Source organism: Amedibacterium intestinale, from assembly GCF_010537335.1.
Classification (GTDB): domain Bacteria; phylum Bacillota_I; class Bacilli_A; order Erysipelotrichales; family Erysipelotrichaceae; genus Amedibacterium; species Amedibacterium intestinale.
Genome location: NZ_AP019711.1, coordinates 184,359 through 199,993, shown reverse-complemented (window position 1 = coordinate 199,993; position 15,635 = coordinate 184,359). Strand labels below are relative to the sequence as shown.

The window sequence follows — 15,635 nt, the reverse complement described above, 5'->3', positions numbered from 1 at the left end:
GGCGACTTCACAGCCGATTTTTGCTAGGAAACCATGCCAGAAGCCTTATGTTTCCTATGTTTTTTGTCTATTGTCTATTTGCAAACGTACCCCTCTGTTAGATACCGAGGGGTTTTACCTGCTGGCGTGGCTAACGCCACACCAGCAACGGCTAGTCCGTGCCGTCGCCTTTCGCTTCGCACGTCGCCGTCCCGTCCTGCCTTGCTTGAGCAAGAGAGCCGATAGTCTGCAAAAAATCATGTCCTTTCGGGACTAAAGGCGTGTAAAATTCGCTTATCACGCTTGTTCCCACATCACAATAGCCACGCCCCTTGATACGTTTCTGGAAAAACTGCTTTTTCACATCTGAACCAAAAAGCATACCGTAACCTAATTCGCTGATACGCCCAAGTCCCACACGGAAATTGAAGTTATCTCTGATACCGTCCGAGAAATACTTTGCGTCTGGACGCTGGCAGGCAACGATAAGGAAATAACCTGCTTGTCGTCCTAACATGACGATTTTCTTTAACTGGCTAAGTAAGCCCACGCTTTCTTTCGTCCCCAGTATTTCAAAAAATGCCACATATTCATCAAAGATAAGAAAGCAGGGTGGCAGTCCCAGATAGGCATAGTTTTCGCCCGTCTTATAGTTCGGGTGTTGCTTCATTTCCTCACTTCGCTGTACCATGCCCTCATAAAAGGCATTGACGCAATCAATCATTTCTTCTTTGGTGTGATACACATTTTCCATAACTGTCCCTAAGTCTGCAAGGTCAGCGTTCTTCGGGTCTAAGATATAAAGGACAGCGTTGGTATGCAGTAAGGCTTCAATGAGTGTCAGCAGAAAATAGGTCTTACCACCACCCGTACCACCAGCAATCAAGGCGTGAGGGAGTGCGTCATATTCCCAGACAAGATTTTTCATCAGTCTAAGACAGCCTTTTTCTGCCCGTACTTCATCAATGGTAATGCGGTTCGCTATCATATCATAAAGCAGGGTATATTCGATATAGCCGTCATGCAGGGTCTTGTCGGTCAGCTCGCAATATAAGCCACTTTCCAATTTATCCTCTAACCGTAAAAGCTGGTCTTGATATTTCCCCAGTGTAATTTCACAGCGGATATGAAGCAGTCCCTTTTCCATTTGATAATAAATCTTTGGAAACCAGACGATTTTTTCCCTTGATCTGCTTTGCAGGTCAGTAAAAAAACCGCTGTCTTGTACGGTATCGGCTTCATACCACTTGTTTTCCAGTATCATTCTTGCCAGCTTTTGACGGTGCAGGAGCTTCTTGAAACTGTCGTAACAGAAGCGGTAATATAGAAAAGCGACCAATGCACAAACACCAGTCGCTATCAGTATGGTTATGAAGTTATAAGGAGAAAGCGTCAAGCCGTTCTCTAACAAGCTGAAATGCTCCCAATCGGTACGCATGAGCTGTTTGATATTCAGTAGCAAAAGAACCGCCACGAATACAAACAGAAGCGTCCCTATGGAAAAGTGATAGACAAGGTGCTTGTCGCTGGCTCTGATACGGTGTCCTTTGTTCCAAATCTTTTGCATAAATCAATCACTCCTTTCTAGGTACGAAAAAAGCAGTCAATCCTAAGACTAACTGCTTTTTCATTACCATTCATTAAAAATCTTCTGAGTCCAACACTTTATATCCAGCCTCAATTAACGCTTGTGCAAATAGACCTTGACCTTTTATCAATTTCCCCGTAAAACTACCATCATAAATATTCTTGACTGCACAAGTTGGGCTTCTTGATTGCAGAATAACTAAATCTATTTCCATACTTCTTATTTCATTTAAAGCCAACTGTACCGCATGACGATATTCCTCATCAACAATATTTCCATTTATATCCATGACAATACCATTTACTATTTCCGCACTAGGACGTGGTGTAGGCATATTCGCTAATAATTCTGGACAAATTTCGATAACTTCTTTGTCTTTTAGAAACTCTACAACTTTCGGATTGAGATTATTCCCACCGTTATATTTGCAGTTTTTTCCCATGATACATGAACTAACTAATACTTTCATAGATAAGCACCTCACAATTTATCCTAATTATATCATTCAACGAATTACCTCACAATAAATATCTAATCTCTAATTTTATTTTTTCGGCTGTCCCTGTGTGTTATTATTCTGTGGATTGCCTACGTTCTGATTGCCTTTGTTCTTCAACACAATATCCTCTGCTTTTACATACCAGTCCACATCTGCACCCGTATAGGTCTTTCTTGATACCGTATCGGCTACGGGATTGACAAGTTCCACGACTGCATTGTACGGAAATTCTCTTAACGGTACTTCTGGCGGTACGGACACGGGGATAATTCCACCATGCAGACTGCACTTCAAATCATAGATACGCTTTTTAAGCTGGGTACTCGGTGTCCCGTCCTCATTCTGTAAGAATACATCACGCATCGCTGTAAATTTTAATTCTCCAAATGTTTTCTCTTTGTCAATAATAAACCCGTTTGATAATCTCATAAATTCTTCACTCCTTTACTTTTCTTCAACTGCTACAATATCATCAGCAACTAACACATAATCGGTATGTCCCATATCCCCGATTGCGTAACCTCTGCCGTATAACTTCGGATTGACAAGTTTTACTTTCTGTTCATACTTGAAATGCTTTTCGCCAGCCTGCACGGGAATTTCCACCACAACATTTTCGCCTTTCTGTACGTCAGAATAAAGGTTATAGCTTCGTCTGGCTATGACCCTGCGGTTGTTTTTATCCCTTTCAAAGATAGGCTCGCTTTCGCCTGCAAATTCAAGAGTTCCAAAAGACTGTGCCATATCTGGCACGACATATTTCATTTCCATATTGTTTTACCTCGTTTCTTTCTATATTTGATAAGTTTTTTGATTGTGATTTCTTATTCTGGCGGTTTGGGAAGTACCAGCAATCCCCCAGATAGTAAAGGGTAAAATCAATGCTTACGCACCCTTGACTATCCGTGTTCTTGCAGGTTGTAGGCAGACAAGCCAGAATAAGCGGAAGTCTGCCGTTTGACAGCTTCGGCGGAGAGCTTGATTTTTCTTTCCTCATATCGTTACCGCCTTATGATTTCTTCATTTTACGGCGTTTGTAAAGATATGTTCCAGCCAGTCCACCAGCAGACGCAAGCAACATCACAATAAATGCCATTACATTTGTACTGTCGCCCGTTTTGGGACTGTCGCTAGGTCTGTTAGGCTTTTCTGGTGTCGGTGGTGTTTCTGGCTTCTCTGGTTCTTCTGGCTTTTCCTTAAAGGTAATTGTCTGTCCCTTATCCTCAATATCCTTATGCTCGGTAACTTTCTTCGGTTGGTCTGGATTGCTCAAATCGTACAATTCTTCAAAAGTTACAAGCTGTTTTCCCTCAAGAGAAGTAGCGTCAAAGGTAAAGGCAACTTCCACTTTCATAGTTTCGCTGTCAGCAGTAAACGTATAATCACTTTCCACACGTTTTTCATTGATAAGAAGTTCTGCATTTTCTTCTTTCAACATCTGCCAGCCCACAAGTTTGTACTGTGTACCGATTTCTAAGCCCTCTAAGGTTACAGTATCAATGATTGTAACGTCTTTTCCTGCTTCAAGCTCTTTGTTGCTGTTCTTATCGGTAGCAGTCGTATGAATTTTGATGATACGCTCTGTGATAAGTACCGTCTGCCCGTCATCCTCAATGTCCTTGTGTTCCGCAACTTTTACGGGTTCGTCTGGATTGCTTAAATCATACAATTCTTCAAAGGTAACAAGGTTTTTGCCACCTAAAGCAGACGCATTGAATGTATAGGAAATTTCCACTTTCATTTCTTCATCATCAGCGACAAAGGTATAATCGTTTTCCACACGTTTCCCGTCAATGATAAGCTCGGCGTTTTCTTCCTTTAATATCTGCCAGCCTTTCAACTGATATTTTGTGCCTTTTGTAAGTCCGTCCAATTTTACAGTATCAACAATCGTAATCTCTTTTCCTGCAAGGATAGTCTTTTCGCCGTCTTTGCTGGTCGCTGTGGTATGGATAGAAATTTCTTTTTCGTATTCATCAGTCAGCGTTCCCAAATCAATCACAAGGTTATTTCTTGATACCACGATTTCAAAAGGTGGGATAAGTTCAAAGCCTTTGTTACTATCAGAGCGTAATTCTTCAATGATGTAGGTATCATAAGGTAATGCACCCTTGCTGTCGTCTGGTTCAGAAGTTCCAAACCACACACCGTCCTCGCTGGTCTTGCCTGCGTTGGTATTGTGCTTATGTGAAGCCCATTCAGCAGAAGTGGAGAATTGCCCGTTATCATCAGTTACCACTACATGATTTTCGCCCGTCGTCTTGCTTGTGATCCGAAACGGAACATCAGCAAGATGCTTGTGTGTACCTGCACCGATTTTTACACCCTCAATATCTCCACGCTTAATCTGATTATAGATAGAATGGGCTTCATCGGTTAAGTCCACGATTTTTCCATTTTCTGTGATTGTAAAATCAATCGGTTTTGCACCGTCTGTCAAATATCCGTTTGGAGCTTCATTTTCAACGATACGGAATTTTCCATAAGGTAAGAGGTCAGAAGAAGTAGAAGCGATACCCTCAATATCTGTACGAATAGTTTTTACGACTTCATTTTTCTTATATAGCTTGCCCTCAACCAATACCGCATTATCATTTAAGGAAATAATGTCAAAGGCAGTATCTTTTAAAGTGGCACTTCCTTGTGGCTTCGTATCGCCCGTTTCTAAATCTCGTTTCTGAATTTTGACACCGCCACGAATAACCTTGTCTGATACGGAAAACTGGTTACCTCCAGATAGTACGGCAAGGTCGCCGTCCTCGGTAATCTGTGTTACATATAAGCCCTTTATCTGTTCGGACTTATCGCCAGCCTGCATATATGCACCCTCTAACAAGTAGCCGTTTGGAGCTTTTGTTTCTTCAACGGTTAGTGTCCCAAGTGGAAGAACCGCTTTGCCGTCCTGCATATAGAAGCTGTCGCCAGATACCTTGTATGCGTCCGCTAATTTTGTGATGTAATGAGTTGTCCCCTTGCTGTCTGTTTCAGCGATTGTCTTTGTAACCCATGTACGAGTAGCTTCGGCAGGGAGATTGCCTTTATTGTAGAAGCCAGCATAATACTTCCATGTAAATTCCGCACCTGCTAAAGAAGCGTTCCCTTGCGGATTGTCTTTCTGTGTTTCCATATCAATCTTGAAAAGCTCAATCAAAGTGTCTGTTACTTTTGGTGTATCTGATACTTTCAAGGTCACTGTTTCGCCAGCTTTGATTGTTAATGGATAGATTGTTTTATCCACTTTATATCCTGCTGGTGCGGATAATTCCTTGATATAGACTGTGCCAGCCTTTACCTCTACAATATCTGTATTTCCGTTTTCATCAGTCATAAGGGTGGCAAGCTGTTTCGTGCAGTCCTTATCAGCAAAGACACCATAGGTTGCACCAGAAATAGAGTAATTCCCGTTACCGTTTGTAATGCTGGTATTACTGGAAGTCTTTTGTAGTTTTGCATTTCCAACATTCAGCTTCGCCCAGAATTGTCCCAATTCCTGCCCCTCGCCAGAGTAGATATAACCGCCACATTCATAGCGTCCTCTATTCTCTTTGACAAAGGCTCTTGCACCAGAGAAAACTTCGTCCTGCGTAGCCTTTGGAATTTCATCATAAGAAGCTCGCACGTTATCACATTGCCAGCCAAGATGTACGCTCAATCTCTGCCAGACTACACATTGTTCCAACAGATAGATTTGCTTGTAGTTTAGTTCCTTGTGAGCTTCGCCATACTGTTTGACATACTCTAAGGATAACGCCACATCTGAAATCTGGTCGGCACTCATGCGTGAGCTTGCGTCAGCTCTGGTCTTGTAGCCATTCTTAAAATCTGTGTTAATATCAATACAATATGCCGTTTCTCCCTCGACTTTCATATAGCCCTCATTGAATGTCGAACCGATAGAACCGTCATTCATTACTTTTTCAATGATACCGACACGCTCTGCACTTTCCGTCCAGTATTGCTTGCTTTCTGCATGGACGGGTGTAGTCGGTAAAGCAGTAACGACAGTTGCAAGAGCTAAGAAGCCCGTACACAATCGTTTCCATGTCTTTTTCATAAATCTAATGCTCCTTTCATTTTGGGTAATAAAATAGCCGTCCAATAAGAACGGCTGGAAATAGAAAAGGAACGTCATTTTAGGCGTTCCATAGTCTATAAAATATTCAATTTTTTTACTGATGTGTTACTCATCAAAATCTCAAATCAAGGTTATTTGACACCAATTTTGACACCAAATTTTTGTATATTGACGATTTTTGATGAAATGTGATAAATTCATAAAACCCGTGAAAAGCCTGTAAATAGGCACTTTACGGCACTCTATGAACTAAGACAAAAGCTACGCTGTAATAACAAGTACATAGTGCTAATTTTTTTGTTTTTTTACATTTTCTTTTTATAATAAAGGAAAGACTTTCAATAGTATTCCCCTTAATAAGAACAATTATTATTTGTGATACAAATACTCCCTAATAAAAAAGTACTGTTTTTACCTTTCATATCCCAAAAGGAAAACAGCACTATCATTTTTATTTATTACGATGTATCCCTGCTTTTACCAGGTTTTTGTTTCTTCTATTTGCATTTCTTTTCTTTATCATATATACTGCATCTGCACACATACAATACACAGAAGGAGGTTTCTTTATGAAATTAAAACCATGGATGAATAATTCATATATTTTATCTGGCACAACATTGCGTGATCCCCATGAAAAAGAAAACGGCAACATGGCACTTCACGTTCCAGGAAATAAAGACAATATTTTAGAAAATCGAAAAGCATTTGGAAAAGAAATAGGAAAAGATTTAAGCGATTGTGTTTTTGCCTGTCAGACACACAGCGATCATTTTTATAAAGTGGAAAACAAAGATAAAGGAAAAGGTAGCTTACATTATGAAGATGGTATTGCGGATTGTGATGCTTTGTACACAACAGAAAAAGGCATTGTCTTAGGTGTTTTTCATGCAGACTGTGTTCCTGTGCTTTTATATGATCCTATAACTTCTTTAGTTGCGGCAATTCACAGTGGATGGCAGGGAACAGTGAAAGAAATCACATCAAAAGTAGTATCTCATATCATACAGACAGAAGGCGTTGATCCAGCAAATCTACAAGCCTACATCGGTTGTGCCATTGAAAAAAACAGTTTAGAAATTGGAATGGATGTAATTGAAAAAGTACAGGCGATGAGCTTTGATACCTCTTCTTATCTTATAAGAAAAAATGAAGATAAAGCATATATGGATAATAAAGGATTAAATATGCAAATGCTTTTAAATGCTGGTGTTTTAGCGGAAAACATTCATATAGATCGAAACGATACCTTCCAGGAAAATGATGCTTTCTTCTCTTATCGAAGAGATCATAACTGTGGAAGACATATGACATACATTATGTTGAAATAAAAAAGCAGAAACTTAAGCTCTGCTTCTTTTTTTATCCTGCATAATCTTTATCAAATGTAACAACCAAATAGCAGGCATCATACTTCTGATCGACCTGTTTCTTTAATTCTTGTAAAATTTCATTATTTTCTAATTTTAAATGATATGGTACAACAACATCAAAAATAACATTCATGTGGGTATCTCCTGACACTACCCTGAAATCATGCAGGGTTAGATCCTTATGAATTGCTTTTAATGCTTTTTTTATAAATTCTTTTAATTCATTTGTAACTGGATCATCTCTTTTAATTGGGTCCATATGAATAACCAATTCTATTCCCATAGATTTTTTTACATCTCTTTCAATATTATCAACCATATCATGAGATTTCATAACATCTACTTTATAATCCACTTCAACATGCACACTGGCAAACAAACGATTGACCCCATAATCATGGATAATCAAATCATGAATCCCTAAAACTCCATCATATTCATAAATTTTGTCTTTTAAAGATTGTACAAGTTCTTTGCTGGGAGCTTTTCCAAGCAGTTCATCTAATGCAGACTTAATGATTCCTCCACCTGCATAAATAATCAGGCAGGCAACGATAACCCCCATATATCCATCTAAATTAAAATGTAAAATTGGAGATAAAATCGTAGATAACAATACTGCACCGGTAGCCATGACATCACTAATACTATCCGCAGCTGTTGCCTCCATGATACTGGAAGATAATACTTTTCCATAATGATGATTGTACATATACATCCAAAGTTTTACACCAATAGAAACTACTAAAACAATCACACTTACCCATGAAAACAGCACTTCTTCAGGATGAAGAATTTTTCCTGCACTAGTTTTAATCAATTCAAATCCCAGCAAAAGAATCAAACAGGCAACCAGCATACTTGCGATACATTCATATCTGGCATGACCAAATGGATGCTCCTCATCCGCAGGGCGTGAGGATAAGCGAAAGCTAATCAAAGAAATGATGGAACTTCCCGCATCCGAAAGATTGTTAACTGCATCTGCAGTAATGGAAACACTTCCTGCAAGTGTCCCCGCCATAAACTTAAATATAAACAAAACAATGTTGTTTACGATTCCTACAAGGCTTGTTAAATTGCCATAGGCATGGCGAACATTTTCATCCTCTGTATTTTGATAATCCTTAATAAATGTTTTTGCTAAAAACGAAATCATTTTCTATCACCCTTATCTGTACAAATGTATAGTTTACCATATTTTATAAAACTGACAACCTCTTTTTTATGCAATCCCCCCTGTACATGTTATGTATTTATCTTTCATATAGTGTATAGGTGATTCTATGCGAAAAATAATTCCTTATGGCCTATTTCTTTGTTTTCTTTTATCTCTGGCATTTGGTTCTTTAACCTACGCTTCTACAAAAGAAGCTTTAACTCTATGGTTTGAAAAACTAGTACCTTCTATGTTTGTCACAATGGTTCTTATTCGCTTGCTGTATAAAACAAATCTCTTATATGCCTTTACTCCAAAATGGCTGTGTAAATGCTTTGGTGTATCGAAAGATGTATTCGCTTTTCTTATATGCAGTATCTTTTTAGGATTTCCTGCTTCATCAGGATTTTTAGATGAACAATGCTATGTGTGTCATATTGAAGAATCTCAAAGAAAACGTTTGTTATATACCTGCTGTTTTCCTACGATTGGCTTTGTTGTTTTAACAATTGGTGAAGTATTGTTTCATTCTCTTAAAATTGGTTTTCTATTATATGCTGCACAGCTTTTATCAGGACTCACCCTTCTTTTTATAACACGTTCTACTCCAGTATATGCAACTTTTCCACATCCAAACAAAACACAATTATCCTTTTCGCTGCTTAGCGATGCAATTAAGGAAAGTGGAATAACCCTTTTTATGATAGGTGGATATCTTATGGTATTTATGAGTATCAGTACACTCTTTTTTCAATTTCTGCCAGAAGCAGTATCTCTTCCTCTACAAATCATTCAGGAATTTTCCAGTGGCGTATACATTATATCCAATCTTTCCTGCCATACTTTTTTAAAACAATGTTTTATTTCCATGCTTTTAGGTTTTGGTGGACTTTGTGTACACATGCAGATTTTTTCTTTCCTTAACTATACGCATCTATCCTATCCTCGCTTTCTATGTTTTCGTATTCTGCAGGCATTGTTTTCTCTTCTTTTCTTTTTAATTCTAAGTTTTGCGTTATAATAGAAAACAGGAGAGTGATAATTATGAAAATCGCATGGATTGGAACTGGTGTAATGGGAAAACATATGCTTCTTCATTTACATGAAAAAGGTCATGATGTATCTGTATATAATCGAACATATCAAAAAGCAGAACCTTTAAAAAAGGAAGGAATACATGTTTGTAAAACTATAGAAGAGTGTGTGCAGAAAGCAGAAGTTATTTTTACAATGGTGGGATATCCAAAAGATGTAGAAGAAGTTTATCAGGAGATATTCACTCATGTCTCAAAAGGAGCTATTCTTGTTGATATGACGACAAGTTCTCCACAATTGGCAAAACAATTATATCAAAAAGCAAAAGAATTAGGTTTGTCTATGTTGGATGCACCTGTATCTGGAGGAGATAGCGGAGCTAAAAACGCCACCTTAAGCATTATGGCAGGTGGAGATAAAGAAACCTATGAAAAAATCGTTCCTCTTTTCAGCTGTATGGGGACATCCCTGCATTATATGGGAGAAGCTGGAAATGGACAGCACTGCAAAGCATGTAACCAGATTGCCGTAGCCGGTGCTGTTGCCGCTATGAGTGAAGCTATTGTCTATGCAAAAGCACAGGGACTTGAAGTAGAATCTGTACTAGATGCCATACGAAAAGGTGCGGCTGGAAGCTGGCAGATGGATCATACAGCACCAAGAGTTTTAAACAATGATTTTGAACCAGGATTTTATATCAAGCATTTTGTAAAAGACATGCATATCGTTCAGCAGGAAATGAAAGATAAAAACGAATTGCAGATGTTAAATTCTGTTTGTTCCATGTATGAAGAATTAGAAAAAAACGGTGAAGGAAACAAAGGTACACAGGCTTTGCTTCATTATTATGAGAATGTAAAATAAAAATGTCCAGTACTTGGACATTTTTTATTTATGCTTCAACTTCTGTTTTCCACAAACCATGTAAGTTGCAGTATTCATAAACGTTAACATTTCCTTTATATCCGTTTAAAGCAAATACTGCTTCTGGTTTTTCATTTGGTTTTAAGTTTACACGTAGAACTCGATTATCAAATTCAACTAAAACCATTGTAATATAGTGTTCTTCCAACATTGGATGTTCTACAGAACCAACTTTTACTGTTAAGATATCACCATTTATTTCGACTACTGGTACATGTTTTTCTACAGCACCATCTGTTGTGTTTGCATTTAATTCAACCATTGGTTTTCCGCAGCACATTACTGGAACACCTTTGTCTTCAATCATTTCCACAATGTTACCGCAAATTGGGCATTTTAATAATTTCATATTCTTTCCTCCTAAGAATCTAAAATTCTTTTATTCCTTGAATACATTTATATTATAGCACCAATATATATGAATTAAAAACTATTTGCTCAATATTATGAAATATGCTATCCTACCCATATAGAAAAGGAACATAAACAATGAAACTTACATTAAAATATAAAAAGCTGTATATAAACATAGATACTGATTGTACAACCGATATGATTTTAGAACAGTTATATCAATCCAAAAAGAATCGATATCTTTTATATCAGGAAGGAAAAATCTCAATAAGTAAAGAAACGATCAAACAAAACACTGCTGTAAAAAAAGGTGATATAGTATGCATACAGCTTCCTGAAGTGGAGGATGATATAGAACCTGATTTTACTCCTATTGATATTTGTTATGAAGATGATATCTTTTTGGCAGTCAATAAACCTAGCACTCTGCTTGTTCACTCCGATGGCACAAATACTGCTCACACCTTATCAAATCGAGTAAAAGCATATTATATGCAGCAGGGATATCAAATTCCTGTACGCCCTCTTCATCGTCTAGATATTGAAACTAGCGGTCTGGTATTATTTTGCAAGATCCCTTTTTTTCAGCCTATGCTAGATACTATGTTAAAGGATAAAAAAATTCATAGAGAATATATAGCACTCATACAGGGACATTTACCTAGAAATCATATGACAATCAACAAACCTATCGGAAGAGATCGTCATAACGCTAAAAAAATGCGGATTTCAAATACTGGAAAGCCTGCCTGTACCGATGTTATGACCATAAAAAAATATAAAAACTTTAGTATGGTGCATTGCATTCTGCATACAGGTAGAACCCATCAGATTCGTGTCCATTTATCTTCAATTCAGCATCCCTTGTTAAGTGATCCTTTATATGGGACAAAAGATACAAGAATACAGCGTTTGGCATTACACGCATTTAGGTTAAAGTTTTACCATCCTATTCTTCAAAAAGAACTATGTGTCGAGTGTACAATGCCAGCAGATATAACAAAAGTAATACAGCAGGGAAGTTAACATTCCTGCTGTTTTGCATTTTTCAATCATTAACTTGCACAAACTAATGTATTCGTTTACTTTCTTAACAAAAGTGCTATAATTTGCTTAGATATTAAGGAGGATTTTTATCATGCCAAATACAAACCCATTAAAACAAATTGTAATAAAACAGAAAAAAGGTGAACCAGTAGGAATCTATTCCTGCTGCAGTGCAAATGATTATGTTATTGAAGCTGCACTGGAAAAAGCAAAACGCGATAATTCCTGCGTATTGATCGAAGCAACAGCAAACCAGGTCGATCAAAATGGTGGATATACAGGAATGACACCTGCTGACTTCATGGCTTTCGTAAAAGAAAAAGCAGAAAAAGCTGGATTATCTATGGATCGTGTTTTCCTTGGCGGCGATCACTTAGGTCCATTAACATTCGCTTCTCTTCCTGAAAAAGAAGCTATGGAAAAAGCACGTGAACTTGTTCGCTGCTATGTAGCTGCTGGATTTACAAAAATCCATATCGATACAAGTATGAAAGTAGCTGATGACGATCCAAATGAACGTTTAAGCGATGCAACAATTTCTCGTCGTGGAGCTGAACTTGCACGTGTTTGTGAAGATACATATCAGGAATTATTAAAAACAAACCCTGATGCAATTCGTCCTGTTTACATTGTTGGAAGTGAAGTTCCAATTCCAGGAGGAGCACAGGAAGAAAATGCAGGTATGCAGGTAACAAAAGTAGAAGATTTCAAAGCTACTGTAAAAGCATTTGAAGAAGCTTTCGCAAAAGAAGGATTAGAGGAAACTTGGAAAGATGTCATTGCAGTTGTTGTACAGCCTGGAGTAGAAGAAAAAGATGCTGGATGTACAGAATACGACAGAAGCAAAGCCGTTGATCTAATGGCATCCATCAAAGAGTATCCTAACCTTGTATTTGAAGGGCACTCTACGGATTATCAGACAAAATATAAATTGCGTGAATTGGTAGAAGATGGTGTGGGAATTTTAAAAGTTGGTCCAGGTATGACTTATGCAATGCGTGAAGCATTATTCTCATTGGCATATATGGAAGAAATGATGTTCCATGGTACAGATGTAGAAACATCACATTTCATTGATGTATTGGAAGAAGCAATGTTGGAAGAACCTAAAAACTGGAGCAAGCACTATCATGGAAATGATGCAGAATTATGGTTCAAGCGTAAATTCAGTTTCTCTGATAGAAGCCGTTACTACATGCCAAATCCAAAAGTAGCTGCTGCAAAAGATAAAATGATTGCCAACTTAAGAAAAGAAGGAATCAACTTGGCTGTTTTATCACAGTTTATGCCAATTCAATATACAAAAGTACGTGAAGGTGTCTTAGAAAACGATCCAGAAGCATTGATCAAAGATCGTATCTGCAACACAATTGAAGAATATACATTCGCAAGTCATCAGGACGAACTATTCAAATAAGCACTCAAAAAGCCACGATGTGGCTTTTTTCTTTATCCATGTTGTTTTAATAAATATAAAGCATACGCTTTTATAAAGGAGTCATTAAATACTACACTTCCAAAACCAAGAGCAGATATATTGGCATCCTCTTTAAGAAGATAATGATACAACAGACAAACACTTTCCATGCTGCCATCTTTCTTTACATTTTTTAAATCAATCTTCTTATTAAAAGATATATGTGCGTGCTCATCTGCAAAGCGAAGAAGTTCAGTTAAAAATTGTTTGAAATCCCACACTTTAAGATCATCAAATCGAAAACTAAATGCACATGATTCAAGAATTGCTAAATAAGGATATGGAAAAGACATATAGGAATCAATCGCATCTAACACCTGATGAAATACAATTTTTTCAACAAGAAACTTCATCTTTTCTCTTTGTAAAGTTTCTTCTATCGTTTTCATTCCATATTTCAATACATCCTCAACAGCTTCTATTTCCTTTTTCTGCTTTTTATCAAATGTATAAATCGTGCCAATATAATAGTTAAATTTTTTTAAAGTATCCTGATATCCCAGCTGAATATTTCTATGAATAACTTCTTTATCAAAGAGTAGAAAACTTCCTAAAGAAACATGTGGCTCTATGCAAATAACATCTGCCTTGATATCATTTGTTCTAAGTATCCCAACTGCTTTTAAATTAACCGCAACAACTTCCTCAGCCCCCATACTTTCCGCAAGATGGATTGGTACATTATCATAATAGCCTCCATCCACATACATTTCTCCATCGATTTCCTTCATAGGAAACATAGGAAAACAGGAACCGCTAGCTATGATATAATCTAATACCGTTTCTGGTGTCATGTCCTTCTTATAAAATACTTTTGGCTTTTTCTTTGTAACATTCACCGTCATACACGCATAATCTATAGGACTAGAGAAAAAACGTTCCGCATCAAAATAACGTCTTAATAAATCTTCGAAAGGAGTAATATCTGCACCTTTATTATGTATATAACTAGATAAAAAATCATGATATTTTTCTTTTTGCGACATCAAAAGTTCCATATCAAGATCGATATTCACTCCATTTGTCATAATATCCTCTACATGAAGATTATCCCACAATTCAATAACTTTATCATATTGTCTTTGTACATATAAAACGCCAATCATAGAGCCAATACTTGTACCCGTCACTATATCAAATGTTTGCCCTAAAGTATCCAGTGCTTTCCAAACACCAATTTCATATGCACCCTTACTTCCTCCACCGCCAAAAACCAACGCTCTTTTCATTTTCTTTTCCTCCGGATTCTCTATTTCTAGTATATCCTAAATAGAAAAAAGAATCTCCTTGAAATAAGAAGATTCTAATATTTTTCTTTAAAAAATTTCATAATATTTTTTAAGGAACGGATTAATTCTTGTTCTTTATCTACATCCAGTTCATTTAGAGCTTTATCAATCATCTCTTCATGAAAACGTTCATGTACTTCAAGAACAGCGGATGCTTTATCCGTAAGATGCAGACGCACAATACGTTTATCTTTTTCATCCTTAACACGCTCTACATATCCTTTTTTTACTAACTTAGAAGTTGATACAGTAAGCGTTCCCTGTGTAACCATTAAACGTTTCGCAAGTGCTGACATCATATTCGATTCACTTTTTTGTATTGCTTCTAGGATATGTACTTCGGTCATAGATAAATCGACACCCTGATCACGAAGATTCTTCTCTTCAATTGCTAAAATATAATTAAATAAATATACAAGCAATTCATTCAGTGTATGTCTTGTGTCGTCCATACGATTACCTCAAATTAAGCTTTTTCTAAAGCTGCTTTTGCTGTATCTACGATTTTTGTAAATCCTTTTGCATCGTGAATAGCAATTTCAGACAGCATTTTACGGTTGATTGTTACATTTGCAAGTTTCAATCCGTGCATTAATCTTGAATAAGAAATATCGTTCATTCTTGCTGCAGCATTGATACGAGCAATCCACAATTTACGCATATCACGTTTTAAATCTTTACGGTCATTGTATGCATATTTGAAAGAGTGCATTACCTGTTCGTGAGCTGTTTTATAAAGAATGTGTTTAGCTCCATAGTAACCTTTTGCTAATTTTAAAACCTTTTTTCTTCTCTGACGTGTTGTATATCCACCTTTAACTCTAGCCATGTTATAT

Annotated in this window: 15 protein-coding genes; 5 read left to right on the top strand and 10 right to left on the bottom strand. The window is 37.2% G+C overall.

The features are described 5' to 3' along the window. Window positions 1-151: 151 nt before the first annotated feature. The 5 genes from A9CBEGH2_RS00965 to A9CBEGH2_RS00940 all read right to left on the bottom strand — a co-directional run bounded on the left by A9CBEGH2_RS00965 (window position 152) and on the right by A9CBEGH2_RS00940 (window position 6,120). Entirely contained in the window at window positions 152-1,546 is a 1,395-nt protein-coding gene (locus A9CBEGH2_RS00965) for an FtsK/SpoIIIE domain-containing protein (RefSeq protein WP_163104136.1), read from the bottom strand. Between the two features lie 73 nt (window positions 1,547-1,619). Then, window positions 1,620-2,036 (bottom strand): 2-thiouracil desulfurase family protein, encoded by a 417-nt coding sequence (locus tag A9CBEGH2_RS00960; protein WP_002322983.1) that lies wholly within the window; start codon window positions 2,034-2,036, stop codon window positions 1,620-1,622. A gap of 75 nt (window positions 2,037-2,111) precedes the next feature. Beyond that, complete coding sequence (locus tag A9CBEGH2_RS00955; RefSeq protein ID WP_163104135.1) at window positions 2,112-2,495, bottom strand: YdcP family protein; 384 nt, start codon at window positions 2,493-2,495, stop codon at window positions 2,112-2,114. A gap of 15 nt (window positions 2,496-2,510) precedes the next feature. Beyond that, window positions 2,511-2,837 (bottom strand): YdcP family protein, encoded by a 327-nt coding sequence (locus A9CBEGH2_RS00950; protein ID WP_095905710.1) that lies wholly within the window; start codon window positions 2,835-2,837, stop codon window positions 2,511-2,513. Window positions 2,838-3,075: 238 nt separating this feature from the next. Further along, entirely contained in the window at window positions 3,076-6,120 is a 3,045-nt protein-coding gene (locus A9CBEGH2_RS00940) for an SrtB-anchored collagen-binding adhesin (protein WP_163104133.1), read from the bottom strand. 590 nt (window positions 6,121-6,710) lie between these two features. On the opposite strand from A9CBEGH2_RS00940, the gene pgeF reads away from it, so the two are divergent. Next, window positions 6,711-7,472: a peptidoglycan editing factor PgeF gene (gene pgeF / locus A9CBEGH2_RS00935; protein ID WP_118361285.1), complete on the top strand. Its 762-nt coding sequence runs from the start codon at window positions 6,711-6,713 to the stop codon at window positions 7,470-7,472. 31 nt (window positions 7,473-7,503) lie between these two features. On the opposite strand, the gene A9CBEGH2_RS00930 is transcribed toward pgeF, so the two are convergent. Continuing rightward, window positions 7,504-8,673, bottom strand: a complete 1,170-nt coding sequence (locus tag A9CBEGH2_RS00930; protein WP_163104132.1) for a cation diffusion facilitator family transporter — start codon at window positions 8,671-8,673, stop codon at window positions 7,504-7,506. Window positions 8,674-8,800: 127 nt separating this feature from the next. Between A9CBEGH2_RS00930 and A9CBEGH2_RS00925 the strand changes: the two genes are divergently transcribed. Next, a complete protein-coding gene (locus A9CBEGH2_RS00925; RefSeq protein ID WP_118276708.1) occupies window positions 8,801-9,694 on the top strand; it encodes a hypothetical protein in 894 nt (297 codons plus the stop codon). Between the two features lie 23 nt (window positions 9,695-9,717). Then, complete coding sequence (locus tag A9CBEGH2_RS00920) at window positions 9,718-10,572, top strand: NAD(P)-dependent oxidoreductase (protein ID WP_118276709.1); 855 nt, start codon at window positions 9,718-9,720, stop codon at window positions 10,570-10,572. Between the two features lie 28 nt (window positions 10,573-10,600). Here A9CBEGH2_RS00920 and A9CBEGH2_RS00915 read toward each other — a convergent pair whose 3' ends face one another. Beyond that, window positions 10,601-10,981, bottom strand: coding sequence for a desulfoferrodoxin family protein (locus tag A9CBEGH2_RS00915; protein ID WP_115714416.1), 381 nt, complete (start codon window positions 10,979-10,981; stop codon window positions 10,601-10,603). Window positions 10,982-11,121: 140 nt separating this feature from the next. Here A9CBEGH2_RS00915 and A9CBEGH2_RS00910 point away from each other — a divergent pair, with 140 nt between their 5' ends. Both A9CBEGH2_RS00910 and A9CBEGH2_RS00905 read left to right on the top strand, forming a co-directional pair. Beyond that, entirely contained in the window at window positions 11,122-12,012 is an 891-nt protein-coding gene (locus tag A9CBEGH2_RS00910) for an RluA family pseudouridine synthase (RefSeq protein ID WP_118276710.1), read from the top strand. Between the two features lie 112 nt (window positions 12,013-12,124). Further along, a complete protein-coding gene (locus A9CBEGH2_RS00905) occupies window positions 12,125-13,450 on the top strand; it encodes a class II D-tagatose-bisphosphate aldolase, non-catalytic subunit (protein WP_118276711.1) in 1,326 nt (441 codons plus the stop codon). A 32-nt stretch (window positions 13,451-13,482) separates the two neighbouring features. On the opposite strand, the gene A9CBEGH2_RS00900 is transcribed toward A9CBEGH2_RS00905, so the two are convergent. From A9CBEGH2_RS00900 to rplT, 3 genes are all read right to left on the bottom strand, one after another. Further along, window positions 13,483-14,739, bottom strand: a complete 1,257-nt coding sequence (locus A9CBEGH2_RS00900; protein WP_163052624.1) for a patatin-like phospholipase family protein — start codon at window positions 14,737-14,739, stop codon at window positions 13,483-13,485. Between the two features lie 74 nt (window positions 14,740-14,813). Beyond that, the gene (locus A9CBEGH2_RS00895) at window positions 14,814-15,251 is read right to left on the bottom strand and encodes a MarR family winged helix-turn-helix transcriptional regulator (RefSeq protein ID WP_163052622.1); all 438 of its coding nucleotides are present in this window, start codon (window positions 15,249-15,251) and stop codon (window positions 14,814-14,816) included. Window positions 15,252-15,265: 14 nt separating this feature from the next. Next, window positions 15,266-15,628, bottom strand: coding sequence for a 50S ribosomal protein L20 (gene rplT, locus A9CBEGH2_RS00890; RefSeq protein WP_115714411.1), 363 nt, complete (start codon window positions 15,626-15,628; stop codon window positions 15,266-15,268). Window positions 15,629-15,635: the final 7 nt, after the last annotated feature.